This window comes from Blastococcus sp. DSM 46786, from assembly GCF_900109665.1.
Lineage (GTDB): Bacteria > Actinomycetota > Actinomycetes > Mycobacteriales > Geodermatophilaceae > Blastococcus > Blastococcus carthaginiensis.
On sequence record NZ_FOAO01000016.1, the window covers coordinates 92,867 to 114,893 of the forward strand.

Genomic DNA, 22,027 nt, shown 5'->3' on the forward strand with positions numbered 1-22,027 from the left:
CCGCAGGTTGGCGACTCGGGCGAGGGGGATCGTTGCCGGTTCGAGACCCGCCGGTGGGCAGGCGGCGGCGGGTGATCCAGCCCACAATCGAGGCGTCCCCAACCGTCGTCCCGCCGAGGTGTCCCATGACCGACGTCCGCCCCTCGCACCGCGCCCGCATCCCCCGCGACCGGGAGCACGACTACACCGACGAGATGGCGCACAAGCGGCAGGCCTTCGTCGCCGAGCAGACCGGGGCGGGGCTCGACCACGTCGGCCGCTACTCCATCGACCCCGCCGTCCTCCCGGGCAACGTCGAGAACTTCACCGGCGTCGCCCAGGTGCCCCTCGGCCTCGCCGGCCCGCTGACCCTGCGCGGGGAGCACGCCCGGGGCGACTTCTTCGTGCCGATGGCCACGACCGAGGGCACGCTGGTGGCCAGCTACAACCGCGGCATGCGGGTCATCGGCGAGTGCGGCGGCGCGCGGACCACCGTCGTCGACGACCACATGCAGCGCGCACCCGCCTTCATGCTCGACGACGCGCTGGCGGCCCGGGAGTTCGGCCGCTGGGTCGACGAGCACATCGACGGCATCCGGGCGGCGGCCGAGGCCACGACCCGCTCGGGGAAGCTCACCTACATCGGCCAGCACCAGATCGGCCCGCTGCGCTACCTGCGGGTGAACTACACGACCGGGGACGCCGCCGGCCAGAACATGACCGGCAAGGCGACGCTCGCCGCCTGCGAGTGGATCCGCGAGAACCACCCCGACCACCCGCGCTACGTCCTCTCCGGCGCGATCGACACCGACAAGAAGCACTCGCAGATCAACATGCTGATGACGCGGGGCAAGCGCGTCGTCGCCGAGGTGACGATCCCCGACGAGGTGCTGCGCCGGCTCACCGGCGTCAGCACCCGGCAGCTGTTCGAGTACCGGCAGGTCGGCATGGCCGGCGCCTTCATGTCCGGCGCGGCCTACAACGGCGCGCACGCCGCCAACGGGCTGACCGCGATGTTCATCGCCACCGGGCAGGACGCCGCCAACGTCGCCGAGTCGCACTCCGGCGTCACCTACACCCAGCTCCTGGAGAACGGCGACTACTACTGGTCGACGACGCTGACCTCGCTGATCGTCGCCACCTACGGCGGGGGCACGGGGCTGCCCACCCAGCGGGAGTGCCTGGAGGTGCTGGGCTGCTACGGCGCGGACAAGGTGCACAAGTTCGCCGAGATCTGCGCCGGGGTGGTGCTGGCCGGCGACATCTCGCTGACCTCGGCGATCCTGGCCGGCGACTGGGTCACCAGCCACGACGCCCTCGGCCGCAACCGGTAGCCGCCGGCCGCCACGGGCACGAGACTGCCCGGGTGGAGCTCACCTGCCGTCCCCTGACGCTGCACCTGCGCGACACGTTCACCATCGCCCGCTCGTCGGTGGACACCGAGGAGGTGCTCGTCGTCGAGGTGGACGACGGGGGCGTCCGCGGGCGCGGCGAGGGGGCACCGGTGGCCTACTGGGGGGAGTCGGTCACCGGGATGGCCGACGCCGTCGCCGCGGACGGGCGCGCCCTGCTGGGCAGGGACCTGCGCGACGTCGAGGGCATCGCCCGCCGGCTGCGCGCCTGGGACGGCCCGCAGGGCGCGAAGATGGCGCTCGACGGCGCGGTGCACGACTGGGTGGGGCGCCGCTACGGGCAGCCGGTGTGGCGGCTGCTGGGGCTGGACGGGGTCCTTCCGCCCACCAGCTTCACGATCGGGATCGCGTCCGTCGAGGAGACCGTCGCCCGCGTGCAGCGCGCCCCCGGCTTCGCCGTCTACAAGGTGAAGGTCGGCGGCCCGGCGGACCTGGAGCGGCTGGCGGCGATCCGCTCGGTCACCGACGCCCCGCTGCGGATCGACGGCAACGAGGGGTGGACGTTCGACCAGGCCCGCGAGCTGCTGCCCCGGCTGCGGGAGCTGGGGGTGGAGATGGTGGAGCAGCCGTTCCCCGCCGGCGACCTGGACGCCTTCGCCCGCTACCGCGAGCTCGCCGACCGGCTGCCGGTCTTCGTCGACGAGGGCTGCAAGGACCTCGCCTCGGTACCCGCGGTCGCCGGCTACGCGGACGGCATCGTGGTGAAACTGGCCAAGTGCGGCGGCATCCGCGAGGCGCAGCGGATGCTGGCGGCGGCCGCGGCGCTCGACCTGCGGGTGATGCTCGGCTGCATGATCGAGTCGCAGCTCGGCATCGCCCAGGCCGCCCAGCTCGGCCCGCTGGCCGACCTGGTGGACCTGGACGCCCACCTGCTCGTCTCGGACCAGCCCTTCACGGGGCTGGGGCTCGAGGCCGGGCGGGTGGTGCTGCCCGACGCACCCGGTCTGGGGCTCGAGCCGGCCGGGAGCGCGGCGTGAGCGGGGAGCGGCTGGCGGTCCTGACCGGCGGGCAGCTCGCCGAGAGCTACGCCAAGACCGCTCACGGGGTGCTGCGCTACGGCACCCGTGAGGTGGTGTGCGTGGTCGACCCGGCGCACACCGGGCGGCGGGCGGTCGACGTCGTCCCCTTCTGCGCCTCCCCCGCCCCCGTGGTCGCCGACGTCGCGGCGGCCAGGGAGCTCGGCGCGACGACGGTGCTGCTCGGCGTCGCACCGCTCGGCGGCCGGCTGACGGCCGCCTGGCGGGAGGCGCTGCTGGCCGCGCTCCGGCTGGGCATGCACGTCGAGGCCGGCCTGCACACCGACCTGGGCGCCGACCCCGAGCTCGCGGCCGCGGCCCAGGCGTCCGGCGTCGGGATCCGCGACCTGCGCGCGGTGCCGGACGACCTCGGGGTCCCCCTCGCCGGGCCGGTCGGGGCCCGCGTGGTGCACACCGTCGGGTCGGACTGCGCGATCGGGAAGATGAGCGGCGTCCTCGAGCTGGACCGGGCCGCCCGCGACCGGGGGCTGCGCTCGGTCTTCGTGGCCACCGGGCAGACCGGGGTCGCCATCTCGGGCTGGGGCATGGCCGTCGACCACGTGATCTCCGACTTCGTCGCCGGCGCCGCCGACCGGCTGGTGCGCGAGGGCGCCGGGCGCGGCGACCTGCTCTGGCTGGAGGGGCAGGGCTCGATCTACCACCCGGCCTACTCGGGGGTGACCCTCGGCCTGCTGCACGGGTCGTCGGCGGACGCGCTGGTGCTGTGCCACCGCGCGGGGCGCACCGCGATCGCCGACTACCCGGCCACGGCCCTGCCGCCCCTGGCGGAGATCGTCCGCGGCTACGAGGAGGCCGCCGGCTGGGTGCGCCCGGCGCAGGTCGTCGCCGTCGCGCTGAACACCGCCGGGCTCGACGACGCCGCCGCGCAGCGGGCCGTGGAGGACGTCGCGGCGGAGACCGGGCTGGTCACCGACGACGTCGTCCGCTCCGGCCCGGATCGCGTGCTGGACGCCGTCCTCGCCGCCCTTCCGGGCTGACGGTGTGCGCAGAGGGGGCGAAACGGGTCCCGAACTTCTCGTCCGCGCACACTGATCGGCCGGTGCTCGCTCAGGCCCCGGGCGCGGCGGTCAGCTGCGTGCCCGCTCGGCCGTGCGCAGGCCGTAGCCGTCCAGCGCCTTGACGAGGCGGTCGTGCGGGAGCCCGTGGGCCACCACGCCGTCGCGCCCGGTCATGGTGCGGGCGGCCACCAGGGCGTTCACCACGGCCTCCTCGGTGGCCTCCACCGCTGCGTCGAACAACGGGTCGATGTGCGCGTCGGAGAGCATCGTCACCGGCTGGGTCAGGGGGAGGACGGCACCGTAGTCGCTGGCCCGCAGCCGGTTGCCCGTGGCGAAGGCGACGGCGAAGTCACCACTGGAGTGCTCGCCCGTGCCGCCGGTGCGCGCGATGCCGAGCATGGCGCGCTGGGCCAGCCGGTCGCACTGGTGGGGCAGGAGCGGGGCATCGGTGGCCACCACGACGATCACGGACCCACCACCCTCGGCGGGGACACCGCCCGGGCGCAGCTCGGGCGGTGCGGGCAGCGGGACGACGTCGGCGTCGATCTCGCGACCGACGGGCGCCCCGTTGACGGTGAGCCGGCCGCGCCGGCCGTGGTTGGCCTGCACCAGCACGCCGACCGTCCAGCCACCGGACTCCTCGTCGACCCGGCGCGAGGACGTGCCCGTGCCCCCCTTGAACCCGTGACAGGTCATCCCGGTGCCGCCCCCGACGTTGCCTTCGGCGACCGGGCCGTCGTCGGCCGCGGCATAGGCGTCCCAGGCGTCCGAGGCCCCGAGGTGGAAGCCGTTGACGTCGTTCAGGACGCCGTCCCAGGTCTCGCCGACGACCGGTATGGCCCAGAACAGCTGGCCCCGTGGGCGCTCCCGCGCCTGGATGGCGGCGATGGCGTCGCGCACCACTCCGACGCTGTGGCTGTTGGTCAGGCCGATCGGCGAGCTGAGCGTGCCGGACTCGCGGACCCACTCCAGCCCGGTCACCTCGCCGTTGCCGTTCAACCGGTGGGACCCTGCGAAGACCGGCGTGTCCCAGATCCCGTCGGCGTGCGGCAGGACCATGGTGACGCCGGTGCGCACCGGCCCCTCGCCGGGCCGCAGCGGCCCGTCGCCGCGCACCAAGGTGCACATCCCGACCCGGACGCCGGCGACGTCGGTGATGGCGTTGCGGGGCCCAGGACGTCCGGTGCCGATCGTGATGCCGAGATCCCGAGCTCTCACTGCGCTGCTCCCTGTGATGTCTTCGTGGTGGTGGCGTTGCTCATGGCCCGCCGGGCGCGACCGATCGCGGCGGGGTCCCATCCCTGGTGGGGCACCGAGGCCAGCAGCAGGCGGGTGTAGGGGTGGGCCGGGTGGGCGAGGACCTCGGCTGCGTCCCCGCGCTCGACGACGGCCCCCCGGTTCAGGACGAGGACCTCCTCGCACACGTGACGGACCACCGCCAGGTCGTGGCTGACGAACAGGTAGGCGATCTGCCGCTCCGCGCGGATGTCGCGCAGCAGGTTGAGGATCTGGGCCTGGATCGAGACGTCGAGCGCGGACACCGCCTCGTCGAGAACCAGGACGTCGGGCTCGGGAGCCAGCGCCCGCGCGATGGCGACCCGCTGCCGCTGGCCGCCGGACAGCTCGCGCGGGAGCGCCTCCTGCTCCCGCGGGCCCAGCCCGACCTGGTCGAGCAGCTCCACGGCCCGCGCACGCACGGTCCGCGCGCCCTCGGTGCCGTGCAGCCGCAGCACCTCCTCGACGGAGTCCCGCACCCGCACCCGCGGGTCGAGGGAGAGGTACGGGTCCTGGAAGACCATCTGCACGGCCCGGGCCCGGGCGAGCCGGGCCGCGCGTCCGCGTGGCACCGCGTCGTACGCGGTTCCGCCGATGCGCACCGTGCCGGCGTCCGGCCGCTCGAGGCCGACCAGCATGCGCGCCGTCGTCGACTTCCCCGAACCGGACTCCCCGACCACGCCGAGCGCACCGTGGGCACGGAGGACGAAGCTGACGTCGTCGACCGCGGTGAGACCGCCGTAGGTCCTGGTCAGTCCCTCGACCTCGAGCGCCGGGGACTGCGGATCGGTGGTCATACGGCCTGCTCCTCGTGCGCCCGCCGGCGCAGTTCCGGGGCCAGCTCACCGGCACGCACGCATGCCACGGCGCCCGCACCGTCCTCGAGCAGGGGAGGTGGCCCGTCGTCGCAGACCGGCCGGGCGTGGGCGCAGCGGGGCGCGAACGAGCAGCCGGGCAGGACCTCGTCGAGGCCCAGCGGCCGGCCGGGCACCGCCGTCAGGCGTTCGACCGGACCGGTGAGCGAGGGCGTCGCCCGCAGCAGGCCCGCGGTGTAGGGGTGCTTCGGCGACGCGAACAGCGACGCCGCCGGTTCCGACTCGACGATCCGGCCGGCGTACATGACGTAGGCGCGGTCGCAGACGGCGGCCGCGAGCTCGAGGTCGTGGGTGACCAGGAGCAGCCCGGCACCGCGCTCGGCCGTGATGTCCAGGAGGAGGGACAGCACCTCGGCCTGGATGGTGACGTCGAGCGCGGTGGTCGGCTCGTCGGCCACCAGCAGTCGCGGAGAACCGGCCAGCGCGGCGGCGATGACGACCCGCTGGAGCATCCCGCCCGAGAACTCGTGCGGCCAGCGCCGCAGCGCCCGGCGGGGCTCCGGGATCCCCACCGACTCCAGCAGGGCGGTGGCCCGGTCCGGCGCCTCGGCCTTGGGGACGCCGGCGGCCCGCAGCGCCTCGATGACGTAGTCACCGACCCGGTACAGCGGGTTCACCGCGGCGCGAGGGTCCTGAGGCACGAACCCGACCTTCTCGCTGCGCAGCCGGCGCAGCTCACGAGCAGGCAGGCCGAACACGTCCTCACCCACGGTCCGGACGGCACCGTCGACGCTCGCCCCGCGGGGCACCGCGCCCAGCGCCGTCCGGCAGGTCACCGACTTGCCGGAGCCCGACTCGCCGACCAGGCCGACGACCTCGCCCCCGGCGACGTGCAGCGAGACGTCGGACAGGACCGGGCGGGCGCCGACGGATCCCTCGAGGCGGACGGTCAACCCGTCGATCTCGAGCACGTTCACCGGCCGGTCTCCCGTCGGGCGAGCCGGTCGGCGACGCCCTCGCCGACCACGGTGAAGGCCACCACGGCCACGACGATCGCCACGCCGGGGGCGAGCGCCTGGACGAGCGCGCCCTCGAGGATCGCGGTCTGGCCGTCGGACACCATGGCCCCCCAGTCGGCGGTGGGCGGCTGGACGCCGAGCCCGAGGTAGGACAGCGCGGCCAGGTCCATGAGGGCGTAGCCGAAGTTGACCACGGCCTGCGCCAGGACGACGCCGGCGATGTTCGGCAGGACGTGCCGGACGGCGATGGTGAAGGAGCTGAACCCGCCCACCTGGTACGCCGACACGTAGGTGCGCTGACGCTCCTGCATCACGAGGCTGCGCACCAGCCGCCCGACGTAGGGGACGAAGGCGACCGCCATCGCCAGCACCGGCGCGAGCTGCCCCGGCCCGAGGACGGCCACCGCCAGGACGGCGACCAGCAGCCCCGGGAAGGCGAAGACGACCTCCTGTGCCCGGGCCAGCACCGCGTCGACCCAGCCGCCCCGCCAGCCGGCGACGAGCCCGACCGCCACCCCGACCACGGTGGAGATCGCCACCACCGCCAGTGGCCCGAGCAGCGAGGTACGCGCGCCGTAGACCAGCCGGGACAGGATGTCGCGGCCGGAGTCGTCGGCGCCCAGCAGGTGCCCCGGCCCCGGTGGCGCGAGCGAGGCCGACAGGTCGACCAGGTACGGGTCGGCCGGCGCGATCAGGGGCGCGAACACCGCCGTCAGCACGAGCAGGACCAGGACGCCCACCGCCAGGACGAACCCCGGCCCGGATGCCGTCACCCAGCGCAGGCCGCGCCGCCGTGCGACTGCCGGCGCCCCCTTGCCCGCCCCGGCCATGCCGGGAACCACCGCCGTCACGGCGCGTACTGCCGGGTGCGCGGGTCGAGCACGGGCAGGAGGAGGTCGACCAGCAGGTTGGCGAGCACGAACGCCAGGACGACGAGCAGGCAGATCGCCTGCACGACCGGGAAGTCGCGGGTCACCACCGACTGGACCAGCATCGAGCCGATCCCCGGCAGGCCGAAGGCCGTCTCCACGATCGCGGTGGCCACGATGAGCCCGGAGACCACCGTGCCGGTGACCGTGACCACCGGCACCAGGGCGTTGCGGGCGACGTGCCGGCGCAGCACGATCGACTCCGGGAGCCCCCGCAGCCGCGCCGTCTCGACGTGGTCCCGGCGCAGCTCCTCCACGGCCGAGGCCCGGGTCACCCGGGCCAGCAGGCCGACCAGGGAGAGCCCCAGGGCGATCGCCGGGAGCGTGAGGTGCCGCAGCGTCCCCAGCACCCCTTCGCCGCCGCCGAACGTCGGGAACCAGCCCAGCCCGACGGCGAACAGGGAGATCAGCGCGATCGCCGCGACGAAGCTCGGTGTGGCCACGGCCACGGTGGTCCCCAGCAGGATCACCCGGTCGACCGGGCCGGGCCGCATGGCCGACAGGAAGCCGAGGACCAGCCCGCCGAGGACCATGATCAGCGCCGCGTAGGCCACGAGGGCCACCGTGGTGGGCAGCCGGGCGGCGAGCAGGCCGCCCACCTCCTGCCGGAACTGCACCGACCGGCCGAAGTCACCGGTCAGGGCCGATCCGATCCACCGGCCGTACTGCACGAACAGGGGGTCGTCGAGGTGGAACTGGGCGCGCACCGCCGCCACCGCCTCCGGTGTCGGTGACCGGCCTTTCAGCAGGAAGGACGCCGGGTCACCCGGCGCCACGTGCATGGCGCCGAAGACCAGGAACGACGTCAGCAGCAGGGTCACCCCCAGCCCGCCCAGTCGACGGATGATGAACCGGGCCATGACGCCGGCTCAGCCCCGGGCGCCGAGCTGGGCCGCCCACGGGTAGTACAGATAGGCGTTGGTGGCCGGGGCACCGGTGATGCGGTCGCTGAGGAAGACGCTGTTGGCCGAGTGGTCGACGGGGATCCACAGCAGGTTCTCGGTGACCTTCTCCTGCAGGTCGACGACCATCTCGGCACGCGCCTGCGGGTCGCTCTCCTGCAGGGCCTCGTCGACCAGGGCGTCGTACCCGGCGTCGGACCACCCGCCGTAGTTGGCGAAGTTGTCGCTCTGCCAGTTGACGTAGATCTGCAGCGGCTCGGCCACGTCGGCGTACCAGGTGGTGTGGAACAGGTCGATCCCCGCGCGGGCCTCCGGGTCGGAGAAGAGGGCGCTGTAGGCCTCGGACGCGATCGGCTTGATCTCGACGTCGAGCCCGATCCGCTTGCCCGCGGCCTGCACCTCGTTGGCCAACACCTGCTGCACCGGGTGCGGGCTCTGCGCGACGACGATGGGCTCGTCGGGGACACCGGCCTCGGCGACGAGCTCCTTGGCCCGCTCGACGTCCTGCTCGGCCGCGGGCAGGGCGTCCCACGCATCGGCGTAGATCTGCCCGGCCTCGCCCTCGCCCCAGGTCAGCGTCGAGGCGACGGCGCGCGACGGCTCGCTGGGGCCGGGGATCGCGGCGTCGGCGAAGCCTTCCCGGTCGAGGGCCAGGGAGAGCGCCTGACGGATGCGGACGTCGCCCAGCGGGCCCTCGAGGTCGGCGACGATCAGATTGCGCGTGGAGGTCTGCGGGCCGTAGTAGACGTCGCCTGCGTCGCTGTTCTGCACCTTCGTCAGCGCCGACTCGGGCACTCCGTACGTGCCGTCGACCGCCCCGGACACCAGCGCGTTGGCCAGCGCCGCGGCGTCCGACAGGAAGGAGAACTCGATCTCGTCGGCGAGGGCGGCGCGCTCGGGATCCCAGTAGTCCTCGAACTTGGTGAGGGTGATCGACTCACCCTTGGACCAGTCCTCCAGCTCGAACGGGCCGGTGCACATCAGCCCGCCGTCGGGCGTGCCGTGGTCCTGGCCGGCCTGCTCGATGAACTCCTTCTTGCCGACGACCCCGCCGGCCACCGCCATCATCTGGTTGAACAACACGTCCGGCTGCGTCAGCCGGACCGTCACCTCCAGCGGCCCGGTCGCCTCGACCGACTCCACGTTGCTGTAGAAGCCCGACCAGTAGGAGCCGACCTCCTCGTCGAGGTGCCGGTTCAGGCTGTAGGCCACGTCCTCCGCCGTGAGCGTGCTGCCGTCGTGGAACGTCACGTCGGGGCGGATCGAGTAGACCCACGTCGTCGGATCGGGGTTCGCCACCTCCTCGGCCAGGCCGGGGCTGGGCTCGAACGACTCGTCGATGCGCAGCAGGCTCTCGCAGACGTTGGACAGCACCGTGTTCGGCGGGTAGTCGTAGCTGTAGACCCAGTCGAGCGACAACGGCTCGGACCCCAGGGCCCAGCTGATCCGGTCGATTCCGCCGGCGGCGGCCGGAGTGGACGTGACCAGCTCCGCGTCGCGGGCCTGCCCACCGCTCCGATCGGCCTCCTGCGTGGACGAGCAGCCGGCGAGCACGACTGCCGTGGCGACTGCACCCGCCGTCATGGCGTGGCGGGTGGCTCTTGCTCCGGTTGCCATTCCAAGCCCCTCTCCTCGGCCGCCCGCCCGCCGCCGGTGGCGGTGGCGCAACACGTCCCTTGAACAAGGGAGCAAAGAACCATCGGTGGTGGCTGTCAAGGCTTGGACCCGTACTACGTCGAGAAAGTCATGGTGACGGCGGCGCTGGGAACTTGCCGATCGTTGAACGAGCGCGCAATATCTGGGTGTGGCACGAAAGAAGGACCAGCGCGAACGCCGGGGCGACCTGATCGCGGCGACGCGACGCCGGATCGTCGACCAGGGGCTCGCCCCGGTGCGGATCCGGCACATCGCGGCCGAAGCCGGGCTCTCCCCCGGTCTGGTGAGCTACTACTTCCCCGACCTGGACGACCTGTTCCGGGCCGTCTACCGGGATGCCATCGACCGGTTCAGCACCGAGCGCCGGGAGATGGTCGAGCACATGTCCGACCCGCGGCAGCGGCTGACCGCGTTGATCCGGTCGGGTCTGCCCACCGGTCCGGAGGACGAGACCTGCATCCTGCTGTACGAGTTCCACCCGCAGGTGGTGCGCAATCCGGCGGTCACCGCCCAGCGCGCGTTGCTCTTCGAGCGTCAGGTGGGCCTCTACGTGTCCGTGCTGGAGGCCGGGGCCACGATGGGCGTCTTCCGCCTGCAGGGCTCCGCCCGGTCGGTGGCCAGCAATCTCGTGGCGCTCGAGGACGCGTACGGCCACCACGTGGTCGCCGACATCTCCGTCACCCGCGAGCAGGCCGAGTCCTACCTGATCGACTTCGCCTCGACGGCGACCGACTGCGACCTGCGCGACCCCGGCGCCGGCGCCGGCTGACCGCCGCACCGGCACCGCGGCCGGTGCGGCCGCCCGTTCGCCACGGCCCGGCGCCGCCGCGGGGCCCGTGGACAGCGGGCGACGCGTCAGGCCCCCGTGTAGTACCCGCCGATCGTCGCCAGCGCGTCGTCGAGGATGGCCAGCCCCTCCTTGGCCTCCTCGTCGGTGAGCGTGCAGGGCGGCACGACGTGCAGCCGGTTGAAGTTCGCGAACGGCAGCAGCCCGGCCCCCTTGCAGGCGGCGAGCAGCTCGGTCATCGCCGTGCTGGTGCCGCCGTAGGGGGCGAGCGGCTCCCGGCTCTCCCGGTCGGTGACCAGCTCCAGCGCCCAGAACACGCCCATCCCGCGGACGTCGCCGACGACCCGGTGCCGGTCGGCGAGCTGGCGGAGCCCCGGACCGAGCACCTCCCGGCCGATCCGGCGAGCGTTGTCGACGATGCCCTCCTCCCGCATCGCGGTGATGGTGGCGACGGCGGCCGCGCAGGCCAGCGGGTGCCCCGAGTAGGTGAGCCCGCCCGGGTAGACCTGGTGGGCGAAGGTCTCGGCGATCGCGTCGGACACGATCACCCCGCCCAGCGGCACGTAGCCGGAGTTGACGCCCTTGGCGAAGGCGATCAGGTCCGGCGCGACCCCCCAGTGGTCGAGGGCGAACCACTCACCGGTGCGTCCGAAGCCCGCCATCACCTCGTCGGCGACGTAGACGATGCCGTGCCGGTCGCACAGCTCGCGCACCCCCGCGAGGTAGCCGTCCGGCGGCGGCATGATCCCCGCGGTACCGGGGACGGTCTCCAGGACGATCGCCGCGATGGTGCCCGGGCCCTCGAAGGCGATCACCTGTTCCAGGTGGGCCAGCGCGCGCTCGGCCTCCTCGGCCTCGGTGACGGAGTGGAACGGCGAGCGGTAGAGGAACGGCCCGAAGAAGTGGACGACTCCCCCGTTGCCGTCGTCGCTGGGCCAGCGTCGCGGGTCGCCGGTGAGCTTGATCGCCGTCCCGGTGGCGCCGTGGTAGGAGCGGTAGGCCGACAGGATCTTCGGCCGGCCGGTGTGCAGGCGGGCCATGCGGATGGCGTGCTCGACGGCCTCGGCCCCGCCGTTGGTGAAGAACACCTTCTGCAGCCCCGCAGGAGCCAGCTCGGCGATCAGCTGCGCCGCCCGTGAGCGCTGGTCGTTCGCGTGCTGCGGGGCGATGGTGCACAACCGCTCGGCCTGGGCGCGGACCGCGGCGACGACCGCCGGGTGCTGGTGGCCGATGTTGACGTTGACCAGCTGCGAGGAGAAGTCCAGGTAGCGCCGGCCCTCGCCGTCCCACAGGTACACCCCCTCCGCGCGCTCGACCACCATCGGGCTGAGCCGCGCCTGGGCCGACCACGAGTGGAAGACGTGCGCCCGGTCCAGGTCGTAGGTCACCTGCGCCGCGGTCCGGCTCTCGCTCATCGACGCCGCCTCTCAGGTCTGGGTGGGGAAGCCGAGATTGATCCCGCCGTGGCTCGGGTCCAGCCAGCGTGAGGTGATCACCTTGCCGCGGGTGAAGAAGTGCACGCCCTCCGTGCCGTGCGCGTGGGAATCGCCGAAGAGGCTGTTCTTCCAGCCACCGAACGAGTAGTAGGCCATCGGCACCGGGATGGGCACGTTGATGCCGACCATCCCGACCTCGACCTCGTTCTGGTAGCGCCGGGCGGCGCCGCCGTCGTTGGTGAAGATGGCGGTGCCGTTGCCGTAGGAGTTGGCGTTGACCATCCCCAGGGCCTCGGCGTACGAGCCGGCGCGGAGCACGGTCAGCACCGGCCCGAAGATCTCGTCCCGGTAGATGCTCATGTCGGGCGTCGCGTGGTCGAAGAGGCTCGGGCCGAGCCAGAACCCGTCGGCGCCGCCGTCGACCTCGTGCTCGCGGCCGTCGACCACCAGCCGGGCGCCGGCGTCGGTGCCGGCGTCGAGGTAGGACGCCACCTTGTCGCGGTGCTCGCGGGTGATGAGCGGGCCCATGTCCGCCCCGCGCCGGCCGTCGCCGACCCGCAGGCCGGCCATGCGCTCCCGGATCTTGGCGACCAGCTCGTCACCGACGGGATCCACCGCCACGATCGCCGAGATCGCCATGCAGCGCTCCCCGGCCGAGCCGAAGCCCGCGTTCACCGCGGCGTCGGCGGCGAGGTCGAGGTCGGCGTCGGGCAGCACCACCATGTGGTTCTTGGCGCCGCCCAGCGCCTGGACCCGCTTGCCGTGCGCCGTGCCGGTCTCGTACACGTAGCGGGCGATGGGGGTGGACCCGACGAAGGAGATCGACCGCACCTCGGGGTGCTCGAGCAGGGCGTCGACGGCCTCCTTGTCGCCGTGCACCACGGTGAACACACCGTCGGGGAGGCCCGCCTCGGCCCACAGATCGGCCAGCCAGACGGCGGCCGACGGGTCTTTCTCGCTCGGCTTGAGCACCACCGCGTTGCCGCAGGCGATGGCCACCGGGAAGAACCACATGGGCACCATCGCCGGGAAGTTGAACGGCGAGATGATGCCGACGACGCCGAGCGGCTGGCGGATCGAGTAGACGTCGACCCCGGTCGAGGCGTTCTCCGAGAACCCGCCCTTGAGCAGATGCGGGATGCCGCAGGCGAACTCGACGACCTCCAGCCCGCGGGTGACCTCACCGAGGGCGTCGCTGAGCACCTTCCCGTGCTCGGCGGTGATGATCGCCGCCAGCTCCTCCTTGCGGGCGTTCAGCAGCTCCCGGAAAGCGAAGAGGACCTGGCTGCGCCGGGTGAGCGAGGCGTCCCGCCACTGCGGGAAGGCCGCCGACGCCGCCGCCACCGCCTCGTCGACGACGTCGGCCGACGCGAGGTCGACCTGGCCCGAGACCGCCCCGCTGGCCGGGTCGAACACCGGTGCCTGCCGCTGGCTCGTGCCGCTCCACGGCTTTCCGCCGATCCAGTGCGTGATTCGTTCTGCCACGCAGGCAGTCTGCAGGCCGGCCATCGCCGCCTCCAATGAGCACGCTGTCACGACAGCCTCGTCTGTTCTTACACTTCGTCGGTGACGGTCAGCCTCGCCCGAGTGCTCCAGCTCCCCGTGCTCCAGGCCGGGCGGCCCGTCGTGCTCACCGGGGAGGGAGCGCTCGACCGCCCCGTGCGGTGGGTGCACGTCAGCGAGCTGCCCGACATCGCCCCGCTGTTGCGCGGTGGCGAGCTGATCCTCACCACGGGGGTGGCCCTGCCCGACTCCCCCGTCGAGCTGCGCGAGTTCGTCGCGACCCTCGCCTCGGCCGGCGCCTGCGCGCTCGTGATGGAGCTGGGCCGCCGGTTCACCGAGGTACCGCCCAGCGTCGTCGCCGCCGGCGCCCGGCACGGCCTGCCCGTCGTCGCCCTGCGCCGCACCGTCCGGTTCGTGGCCGTCACCGAGGAGGTCCACGGGCTGATCGTCGATGAGCAGAACCAGCTGCTCCGGTTCGCCGAGCGGGCACACCGGGAGTTCGGGCGGCTCAGCGTCGAGGCGGCGTCGGTCCAGCAGATCGTCGACAAGGCGCACGAGATCGCCGGGGACGACGTCGTCCTGGAGGACCTCGCGCACCGCGCCGTCGCCTACGGCTGCGACGCAGGCCGTGCCGGTGCCCTGCTGGAGGACTGGGAACGGCGCTCGCGGGGCGTGCCGGCCACGGACTCGACGGCGACCGCCGGCCCGGAGGGCTGGCTGGTCACGCCGGTCGGCCCGCGCGGGCAGCGCTGGGGCCGGCTGGCCGTTCCGGCACCGACCCGCCCGGAGGCGCAGCTGGTCCTGCTGCTGGAGCGCGCCGCCGAGGCGCTGGCCATCAACCGGCTCGTGGAGCGGGACCGCGCCGGACTCGTCCGTCAGGCGCACCGGGGTCTGCTGGACGAGCTCCTGCTCAGCCGGACCGGCAACGACCACGAGATGCAGGCCCGGGCCGCCGCCCTCGGTTTCCCCACCAGCGGGCACCGCTTCGTCGGCCTCGCCGTGCACAGCGGCGCCACCGAGGACCTCGACCCGGTCACCGCCGAGGGCCGCGACCGCGCCCTGGCCGAGGAGGTCACCCTTGCCGCGCGCGACTGCGCGCTCGACGCGCTCGTCGCCACCACCGACGGCGGCCGGGCGCACGGTCTGCTGGCGATCCCCACGGGACGACCCGTCGAGCAGGCGCTGGACCGGCTCGCCGAGCGCATCACCACCCGGCTGGCCGCCCACGCCGGGGTGGCGGCACCCACCATCGGGGTCGGCTGGCAGGCCGAGCAGCTCCCCGACGCGGCACCCTCCCTGACCGAGGCGATGCATGCGGTCGCGATCGGCGCGGCGCTGCGGGTCACCCGGCCGCGGCCGTACTACCGGCTTGCCGACGTCCGGCTGCGGGGCCTGCTGGCCCTGCTGCAGGACGACCCGCGGGTGCTCGGCTTCGCCGAGGCCGAGCTCGGGAGGCTCCTGGACCACGACAGCCGGCACGGCACCGATCTGGTGCACACGCTGCGCCAGTACTTCACCGCCGGGGCGAACAAGGCGTCGCTGGCACGGGCCATGTCGATGAGCCGGCCGGCGCTGTACGCCCGGCTGAACACGATCGAGCGGCTGCTCACGGTGGACCTGGACGACCCGGAGTCCCGCCTGACCCTGCACCTGGCCCTGCTGGTCCGCGACGTCGCCCAGGGCGCGGCCACCGCCGCTCGCCCCCGCCCGTCGGGACGGCCGCAGCGTCCGGCGGCGGCTGCCCGCCGCCGATGACCGCGATCAGCGGGGCCGGACGGTACCGACCAGGTGCTCGCTCCCGTTCGTCGCGTGGCGGACGGCGACGTCCCAGCCGCCGTCGGCCTGCGCCGTCGACAGGGTGACCGTCGAGGGGAGGAACAGCGGCTTGCGGAAGGCCACGTCGACGGCGAGCGCCCCGGGCAGCCGGTTCTCCAGCGCCGCCAGCACCCGCGCCTTGACCCACATGCCGTGCGCGATCGCCCGCTTGAAGCCGAACGCCTTGGCGGTCAGCCCCGAGAGGTGGATCGGGTTCACGTCGCCGGAGACCTGGGCGTAGCGGCGGCCGGAGTCGTCCGGCACGCGCCAGGTGGCGACCGCACGATCGAGGTCCCCCACCGCCACCGTCACATCGGATTCCGGCGCACCGTCGGGCGCCGTCGCCCCGCGCGCCAGGTAGGTCGACCGCGACCGCCACACCTCGGCGCCCGCCGACCGCACCGAGGCGCACAGGTCGACCGTCGCCCCACTGCGGTGCCGCGCGAACCGCTCGGCCCAGACCTCGAGGTCCAACGGCTCGGTGGTGCCGATCGGGCGCAGCACGTCGATGCGGTTGCGCACGTGCACCAGCCCGGGCAGGGCCAGCGGAAACGCGCGGTCGCTCATCAGCGCCAGCTGCAGCGGGAAGGTGAGCACGTGCGGGTAGGTCGCCGGCAGCGCATCGGCCAGCGGGAACCGGCAGACGCGGGCGTAGTCGGCGAGGTTCGCCGGGGCGACGGTCACGCCGGTGCGCGCGAGCCGGGTGCCGGGCAGCTCTCCGCCCCGGCCGCGCGCGGTGAGCGCCGCCTTCGCGAACAGCGCCGCCATGTTCGGCGGCTGCTCGAGGACCGTGCGCCCGGCGGCGGACTCGGCCATCTCAGGCACCCAGCATCGACTGGCCGCAGACCCGCACGGTCTGGCCGTTGACCCCGGCGCTGGCCGGCTGCGACAGCCACGCGATGGTCTCCGCGACGTCGACCGGCAGCCCGCCCTGCTGCAGCGAGTTGATCCGCGACCCGATCTCCCGGGTGCCGAAGGGCATCTTCGCCGTCATCTCGGTGACGATGAAGCCCGGTGCGACGGCGTTGATGGTGGCCCCGCGCGCCGCGAACTCCGGCGCCCACGCGCGCACCATGCCGATGACACCGGCCTTGCTCGCGGCGTAGTTGGTCTGGCCGCGGTTGCCGGCGATGCCCGACTGCGAGGAGACGCAGACGACCCGGGCGCCGTCCCGGAGCACCCCGTCGGCGTCCAGCAGCGCCTGGGTGATGTCCAGCTGCGCCTGCAGGTTCACCGCCATGACGGTGTTCCACCGGGCGGCATCCATGTTCACCAGCAGCTTGTCGCGGGTGATGCCGGCGTTGTGCACGACGACGTCGACACCCCCGTGCCGCTCGCGCAGGTGCTCGACCAGCCGCTGCGGGGCGTCGGCGGCGGTGATGTCCAGCTGCAGCGCCGTCCCGCCGATCTCGTCGGCCACCCGGGCCAGGGCGTCGCCGGCGGCGGGGACGTCGACGGCCACCACGTGGGCGCCGTCCCGGGCCATGACCTCGGCGATGGCGGCGCCGATCCCCCGCGCCGCGCCGGTGACCACCGCGACCGCGCCGGCCAGCGGCTCGTCCTCGTCGAGGTTCGCCGGGACGTCCGCCGGCGAGACGGTGAGCAGCTGCCCGTCGACGTAGGCCGAGCGGCCGGAGAGGAAGAACCGCAGCGGGGCGGCGAGCGAGGCCTCCGCACCCTCGGGCACGAAGACGGCGTTCGCCGTCGACCCGTCCAGCAGCTCCTTGCCGATGGAGCGGACCAGTCCGTCCACCGCCTGGCGCGCCGCGGCCTGCGCCGGGGTGGTGGCGTCCGCGGGCGGGTCGGCGAGGACGAGCACCCGCCCGGAGGCGCGCAGCCGCTTGATCGCCGGGGCGAGGAAGTCGTGCGCGCTCGCCAGGTCGGCGGGGGTGGTGAGCCCGGAGGCGTCGAGGATCACCGCGCCCAGCTTCTCGCCGCCGGTCGCACCGTCGGCGGTCACCGGCGACTGCACGGTCACCCCGGCGTCCCGGAGGACCGCGGTGACGGTATCGCGCAGCCGGCCCGCACCGGCCGAGCCGACCACCACCGGGCCCGGGAGCAGCGGCTGCCCGGGCTCGTAGCGGCGCAGCTCCACCGGGCGCGGCAGGCCCAGCTGCTTGGTGATCGTCGTACCGAAGCCGGAGTTGGCGAAGTTCGTGTACCAGTCAGCCACTGCAATCTCTCCAGAAGGGGGTCGGGGGGCGCACGCTGGGGCCGCCTGACCGGACGTCCAGCCGGGCCGTGGCGCGGCTGGACGTCCGGTGGCACGGGTGGAGCCGGACGGCGTCGCCCGGGTTCAGGACTCGAGGATGGCGACGACGCCCTGGCCGCCGGCGGCGCAGACGGAGATGAGCCCGCGCTTGCCCGGGCCCGTCTCGTGCAGCATCTTCGCCAGGCTGGCCACGATGCGCCCGCCGGTCGCGGCGAAGGGGTGCCCGGCCGCCAGCGACGAGCCGTTCACGTTGAGCTTGGCCCGGTCGATCGAGCCCAGCGGCGCGTCGAGGCCCAGCTTCTCCTTGCAGAACGCGGCGTCCTCCCAGGCCTTCATCGTCGCGAGCACCGTGGAGGCGAACGCCTCGTGGATCTCGTAGAAGTCGAAGTCCTGCAGGGTGAGGCCGTTGCGGGCCAGCATCACCGGCACCGCGTAGACCGGCGCCATGAGCAGCCCCTCGCCACCGTGCACGTAGTCGACGGCAGCGGTCTGCGCGTCCACCAGGTGGGCCAGCACCGGCAGCCCCTTCGCCTCGGCCCACTCGTCGGACGCCAGCAGCACGGCGGAGGCGCCGTCGGTCAGCGGGGTCGAGTTGCCCGCGGTCATCGTGGCGCCCTCGCCCGTGCCGAACACCGGGCTGAGCTTCGCGAGCTTCTCCACGCTGGAGTCGGGGCGCAGGTTGTTGTCGCGGGCGAGGCCGAGGAACGGCGTCACCAGGTCGTCGAAGAAGCCGCGGTCGTAGGCGGCGGCCATGCGCTGGTGCGACCGGGCGGCGAGCTCGTCCTGCTCCTCGCGGCCGATCTCCCACTCCGCCGCGGTGATCGCGGCGTGGTCACCCATCGCCAGGCCCGTGCGCGGCTCGGCGTTTCGCGGGATCTCGGGGACGATCATGCCCGGCCGGATCCGCGCCAGCGCCTTGAGCCGGTCCTGCACCGTCTTCGCGCTGTTCAGGGAGATCAGCACCCGGCGCAGGTCGTCGCCGACCGCGAGCGGCGCGTCGGAGGTGGTGTCCACGCCCCCGGCGATGCCCGACTCGATCTGGCCCAGCGCGATCTTGTTGGCGACGAGGACCGCCGCCTCCAGCCCGGTGCCGCAGGCCTGCTGGACGTCGTAGGCCGGGGTCGTCGGCGCGAGCTGCGAACCCAGCACCGCCTCGCGGGTGAGGTTGAAGTCCCGCGCGTGCTTGAGGACGGCGCCGGCGGCGACCTCCCCCACCGACTCGCCCTGGAGCCCGAAGCGGGCGACCAGCCCGTCGAGGGTCGCGGTGAGCATGTCCTGGTTCGACGCCCGGGCGTAGGCGGTGCCGGACCGCGCGAACGGGATCCGGTTGCCGCCGACGATCGCCGCCCTGCGCGTCACGGGCTTCGCGTTCTCCGCCATGGGGACCTCCGTGGTGGGGGATGAGTGGCCGGTACCGACAGTACCCGGTACCGTCGGTGCCGTGGAACTCGAGGCGATGAGCCCGTCGTCGCAGCCGGGCGCCCCGACCGGGCGCCGGCGCCGGACCAGCGGGGAGGCCCAGGAGCGTGCCGAGCACCGGGCGGGGTCGACCGCCGCCCGGGCCAGCACCCGCGACCGGCGCGACTCCCGGTGGGACGAGCACCGCCGCGCCCGCCGGGCCGCACTGGTCGACGCGGCGGTCGTCGCGGTCGGCCGGCACGGCGCCGGCGTGGGCATGGACGAGATCGCCGCCGTGGCCGGCACCAGCAAGACCGTCGTCTACCGGCACTTCGCCGACCGCAGCGACCTGCACGTCGCCGTCTGCACCCGGGTCGCCGAGCAACTGGTGCCGACGCTGCGCGCCGCGATGGGCAGCTCCGACCAGCCCCGCGACATGCTCGGCGCCGCGATCGAGGCCTACCTGGCGTTCCTCGAGGCCGATCCGGAGCTCTACCGCTTCGTCGTCCACGGCCCGCCGGGCCCGTCCGACGCCGACGACCCGATCACCGGCCTCTCCGACCTCGTCGGCGACCAGGCGGCCGCGATCCTGGCCCCGGCGGTCGAACGGGCCGGCCGCGACCCGGTCGCCGCCGCTCCCTGGGGCCACGCCGTCGTCGGCCTGGTCCGCGCCGCCGCCGACTGGTGGCTGCGCGCCGGCCGCCCGATGCCGCGGCGGGACCTCGCCGCCCACCTCACCGAGCTCGCCTGGGCCGGACTCTCCGGCGTCGTGACCCCCGAACCCCGCCCCACCCCCGAAGCCAAGGAGGACCTGTGACGAGCACCCTGCCCCCCACGGTCGACCCGGCCCGCCTCCAGGAGGCGCTCGACGGTCGCTGGGCGCACGTGCGTCGCGACGCCCGCGAGAACCTGCACGACCCGGAGATGCTGCCGGTCTACGGCGAGTCGACGGCCGAGGCGCGGGAGCGGGTCACCCGCATGGCGGCGAAGCTCGCCGAGTCCGGCCGGGTCACCCTCGGCTTCCCCAAGGAGTTCGGCGGCGAGGCCGACGCCGGCGGGTCGGTGACCTCGATCGAGATGCTGGCCTTCGTCGACCTCTCGCTCATGGTCAAGGCCGGCGTCCAGTGGGGCCTGTTCGGCGGCGCCGTGCAGCTGCTCGGCACGCGCCGGCACCACGAGACCTACCTGCCCGGCATCATGAGCTTCGAGCTGCCCGGCTGCTTCGCCATGACCGAGACCGGGCACGGCTCCGACGTCCAGCAGCTGCGCACCACCTGCACCTACGACCCGGCGACGCAGACCTTCGACCTGCACACCCCGCACAAGGCCGCGCGCAAGGACTACATCGGCAACGCCGCGGAGGACGGCCGGATGGCGGTCGTCTTCGCCCAGCTGGTCACCCAGGGGGAGAACCACGGCGTGCACGCGTGGCTGGTGCCGATCCGCGACGAGGACGGCAACCCGATGCCGGGGGTCACCATCGGCGACGACGGCCCCAAGGCCGGGCTGCTCGGCGTCGACAACGGCCGGCTCACCTTCGACCACGTCACCGTCCCGCGCGACATGCTGCTCGACCGCTACGGCCAGGTCGCCGAGGACGGCACCTACACCTCGAGCATCGAGAACGAGACCCGGCGCTTCTTCACCATGCTCGGCACGCTCGTGCGCGGCCGGGTCAGCGTCGGCGGCTCGGCGGCGTCGGCCACGAAGCTGGCCCTGGACATCGCCGTCCGGTACGGCAACACCCGCCGCCAGTTCGCTGCCCCCGGCGAGGAGCGCGAGATCGTCATCAACGACTACCTCGTGCACCAGCGCAAGCTGCTGCCGGCGCTGGCGAAGACCTACGCGCTGCACTTCGCCCAGGGCGAGCTGGTCAGCACCATGCACGACGTCCAGACGGCGGTGCACGAGCACGGGCAGGAGATCGACGAGCAGGCCCAGCGCGAGCTGGAGTCCCGCGCCGCCGGGCTCAAGGTGGCCCAGACCTGGCACGCCACCCGCACCATCCAGATGTGCCGCGAGGCGTGCGGCGGAGCGGGCTACCTGCAGGAGAACCGGCTGCCGCACCTCAAGGCCGACACCGACGTCTTCACCACCTTCGAGGGCGACAACACCGTCCTGCTGCAGCTGGTGGCCAAGGGGCTGCTCACGGGCTACCGCGACGCCTTCGGCTCGCTGGACGGCTGGGGCCGGGTCGGCTTCGTGGCCGACATGGTGCGCGAGACCGTGCTGGAGCGGACGGCGGCCCGCGCGCTCATCCAGCGACTGGTCGACGCCGTCCCCGGCCGGGACGACGAGGTGCCGATGCTCGACCGCGGCTGGCAGCTGAAGATGTTCGAGTTCCGCGAGAAGCACGCGCTCGAGGGCGCGATCCGGCGGCTGCGCAAGAACTCGACGACCCCCGGCATGGCCCCGTTCGACATGTTCAACGACGTCCAGGACCACGTGCTGACGACGGCGGAGGCGCACATCGACCGGATCGTGCTCGAGGCCTTCGTGGACGCCGTCGACCGCACCGCCGACCCGGCGGCGAAGGCGCTCCTCGACACCGTGTGCGACCTGTACGCGCTGAGCACCATCGAGGAGGACAAGGGCTGGTTCCTCGAGCACGGGCAGCTGACCCCGTCTCGGGCCAAGACGCTGACGGCGACGGTCAACGCCCTGCTCAAGGAGCTGCGGCCGCACATCACCACGCTGGTGGACGGGTTCGCCATCCCGGCCGGCTGGAAGGCCGCGGCGATCCTGGAGGAGGAGCCGGGCCGGCAGGAGGCGATGGCCGCCCGCGACGCCGAGCTGCGGACCGCCACCCCCGACGGGACCGCGACCGCCGTGGCCGTCCCGCCCGGCCAGTAGG

General features: G+C 73.8%; 18 protein-coding genes. 7 read left to right on the plus strand and 11 right to left on the minus strand.

The window, feature by feature from the left end; translation table 11 throughout:
* The first annotated feature begins 125 nt into the window (after positions 1-125).
* Genes BMW62_RS15415 through BMW62_RS15425 form a run of 3 tightly spaced genes read left to right on the plus strand, consistent with a single transcriptional unit; the run spans position 126 to position 3,405 of the window.
* Entirely contained in the window at positions 126-1,313 is a 1,188-nt protein-coding gene (locus BMW62_RS15415) for a hydroxymethylglutaryl-CoA reductase (RefSeq protein ID WP_091932263.1), read from the plus strand.
* A gap of 32 nt (positions 1,314-1,345) precedes the next feature.
* Positions 1,346-2,368, plus strand: a complete 1,023-nt coding sequence (locus BMW62_RS15420; RefSeq protein ID WP_170852415.1) for a dipeptide epimerase — start codon at positions 1,346-1,348, stop codon at positions 2,366-2,368.
* Entirely contained in the window at positions 2,365-3,405 is a 1,041-nt protein-coding gene (locus tag BMW62_RS15425; protein WP_091932267.1) for a DUF1611 domain-containing protein, read from the plus strand. The genes BMW62_RS15420 and BMW62_RS15425 overlap by 4 nt, the downstream gene beginning before the upstream one ends.
* A 90-nt stretch (positions 3,406-3,495) precedes the next feature.
* Here BMW62_RS15425 and BMW62_RS15430 read toward each other — a convergent pair whose 3' ends face one another.
* The 6 genes from BMW62_RS15430 to BMW62_RS15455 are packed head-to-tail and all read right to left on the minus strand — an operon-like array spanning position 3,496 to position 9,950.
* Positions 3,496-4,644, minus strand: a complete 1,149-nt coding sequence (locus tag BMW62_RS15430; RefSeq protein ID WP_211435149.1) for a DmpA family aminopeptidase — start codon at positions 4,642-4,644, stop codon at positions 3,496-3,498.
* On the minus strand, positions 4,641-5,498 hold the full coding sequence (locus BMW62_RS15435) for an ABC transporter ATP-binding protein (protein ID WP_091932271.1): 858 nt from the start codon (positions 5,496-5,498) through the stop codon (positions 4,641-4,643). Before BMW62_RS15435 ends, BMW62_RS15430 begins: the two co-directional genes overlap by 4 nt.
* A complete protein-coding gene (locus BMW62_RS15440; RefSeq protein WP_091932273.1) occupies positions 5,495-6,493 on the minus strand; it encodes an ABC transporter ATP-binding protein in 999 nt (332 codons plus the stop codon). The genes BMW62_RS15435 and BMW62_RS15440 overlap by 4 nt, the downstream gene beginning before the upstream one ends.
* The gene (locus tag BMW62_RS15445) at positions 6,490-7,386 is read right to left on the minus strand and encodes an ABC transporter permease (protein ID WP_211435150.1); all 897 of its coding nucleotides are present in this window, start codon (positions 7,384-7,386) and stop codon (positions 6,490-6,492) included. The genes BMW62_RS15440 and BMW62_RS15445 overlap by 4 nt, the downstream gene beginning before the upstream one ends.
* A complete protein-coding gene (locus tag BMW62_RS15450; RefSeq protein WP_091932277.1) occupies positions 7,383-8,324 on the minus strand; it encodes an ABC transporter permease in 942 nt (313 codons plus the stop codon). Before BMW62_RS15450 ends, BMW62_RS15445 begins: the two co-directional genes overlap by 4 nt.
* Before the next feature lie 9 nt (positions 8,325-8,333).
* The gene (locus BMW62_RS15455; RefSeq protein WP_170852416.1) at positions 8,334-9,950 is read right to left on the minus strand and encodes an ABC transporter substrate-binding protein; all 1,617 of its coding nucleotides are present in this window, start codon (positions 9,948-9,950) and stop codon (positions 8,334-8,336) included.
* Positions 9,951-10,170: 220 nt separating this feature from the next.
* Between BMW62_RS15455 and BMW62_RS15465 the strand changes: the two genes are divergently transcribed.
* The gene (locus BMW62_RS15465; RefSeq protein ID WP_170852417.1) at positions 10,171-10,791 is read left to right on the plus strand and encodes a TetR/AcrR family transcriptional regulator; all 621 of its coding nucleotides are present in this window, start codon (positions 10,171-10,173) and stop codon (positions 10,789-10,791) included.
* An 86-nt stretch (positions 10,792-10,877) separates the two neighbouring features.
* Here the strand turns inward: BMW62_RS15465 and BMW62_RS15470 are convergent, their stop codons facing one another.
* On the minus strand, positions 10,878-12,224 hold the full coding sequence (locus BMW62_RS15470) for an aspartate aminotransferase family protein (protein ID WP_091932280.1): 1,347 nt from the start codon (positions 12,222-12,224) through the stop codon (positions 10,878-10,880).
* A gap of 12 nt (positions 12,225-12,236) precedes the next feature.
* Positions 12,237-13,730 (minus strand): CoA-acylating methylmalonate-semialdehyde dehydrogenase, encoded by a 1,494-nt coding sequence (locus BMW62_RS15475; protein ID WP_244524070.1) that lies wholly within the window; start codon positions 13,728-13,730, stop codon positions 12,237-12,239.
* Between the two features lie 81 nt (positions 13,731-13,811).
* Between BMW62_RS15475 and BMW62_RS15480 the strand changes: the two genes are divergently transcribed.
* Positions 13,812-15,503 (plus strand): PucR family transcriptional regulator, encoded by a 1,692-nt coding sequence (locus BMW62_RS15480; protein WP_091932285.1) that lies wholly within the window; start codon positions 13,812-13,814, stop codon positions 15,501-15,503.
* 6 nt (positions 15,504-15,509) lie between these two features.
* On the opposite strand, the gene BMW62_RS15485 is transcribed toward BMW62_RS15480, so the two are convergent.
* The 3 genes from BMW62_RS15485 to BMW62_RS15495 form a co-directional block, all read right to left on the minus strand.
* Positions 15,510-16,379 carry a MaoC family dehydratase gene (locus tag BMW62_RS15485; protein ID WP_091932288.1) on the minus strand — a complete coding sequence of 290 codons (870 nt, stop codon included), beginning with the start codon at positions 16,377-16,379 and terminating at the stop codon, positions 15,510-15,512.
* 1 nt (position 16,380) lies between these two features.
* Positions 16,381-17,736, minus strand: a complete 1,356-nt coding sequence (locus tag BMW62_RS15490; RefSeq protein ID WP_091932291.1) for a 3-oxoacyl-ACP reductase — start codon at positions 17,734-17,736, stop codon at positions 16,381-16,383.
* A gap of 123 nt (positions 17,737-17,859) precedes the next feature.
* Positions 17,860-19,155, minus strand: a complete 1,296-nt coding sequence (locus tag BMW62_RS15495; protein WP_091932293.1) for an acetyl-CoA C-acetyltransferase — start codon at positions 19,153-19,155, stop codon at positions 17,860-17,862.
* A 61-nt stretch (positions 19,156-19,216) separates the two neighbouring features.
* On the opposite strand from BMW62_RS15495, the gene BMW62_RS15500 reads away from it, so the two are divergent.
* Together BMW62_RS15500 and BMW62_RS15505 are read left to right on the plus strand one after the other, a co-directional pair.
* On the plus strand, positions 19,217-19,990 hold the full coding sequence (locus tag BMW62_RS15500) for a TetR family transcriptional regulator (RefSeq protein ID WP_244524071.1): 774 nt from the start codon (positions 19,217-19,219) through the stop codon (positions 19,988-19,990).
* A complete protein-coding gene (locus BMW62_RS15505; RefSeq protein ID WP_091932296.1) occupies positions 19,987-22,026 on the plus strand; it encodes an acyl-CoA dehydrogenase family protein in 2,040 nt (679 codons plus the stop codon). The genes BMW62_RS15500 and BMW62_RS15505 overlap by 4 nt, the downstream gene beginning before the upstream one ends.
* Position 22,027: the final 1 nt, after the last annotated feature.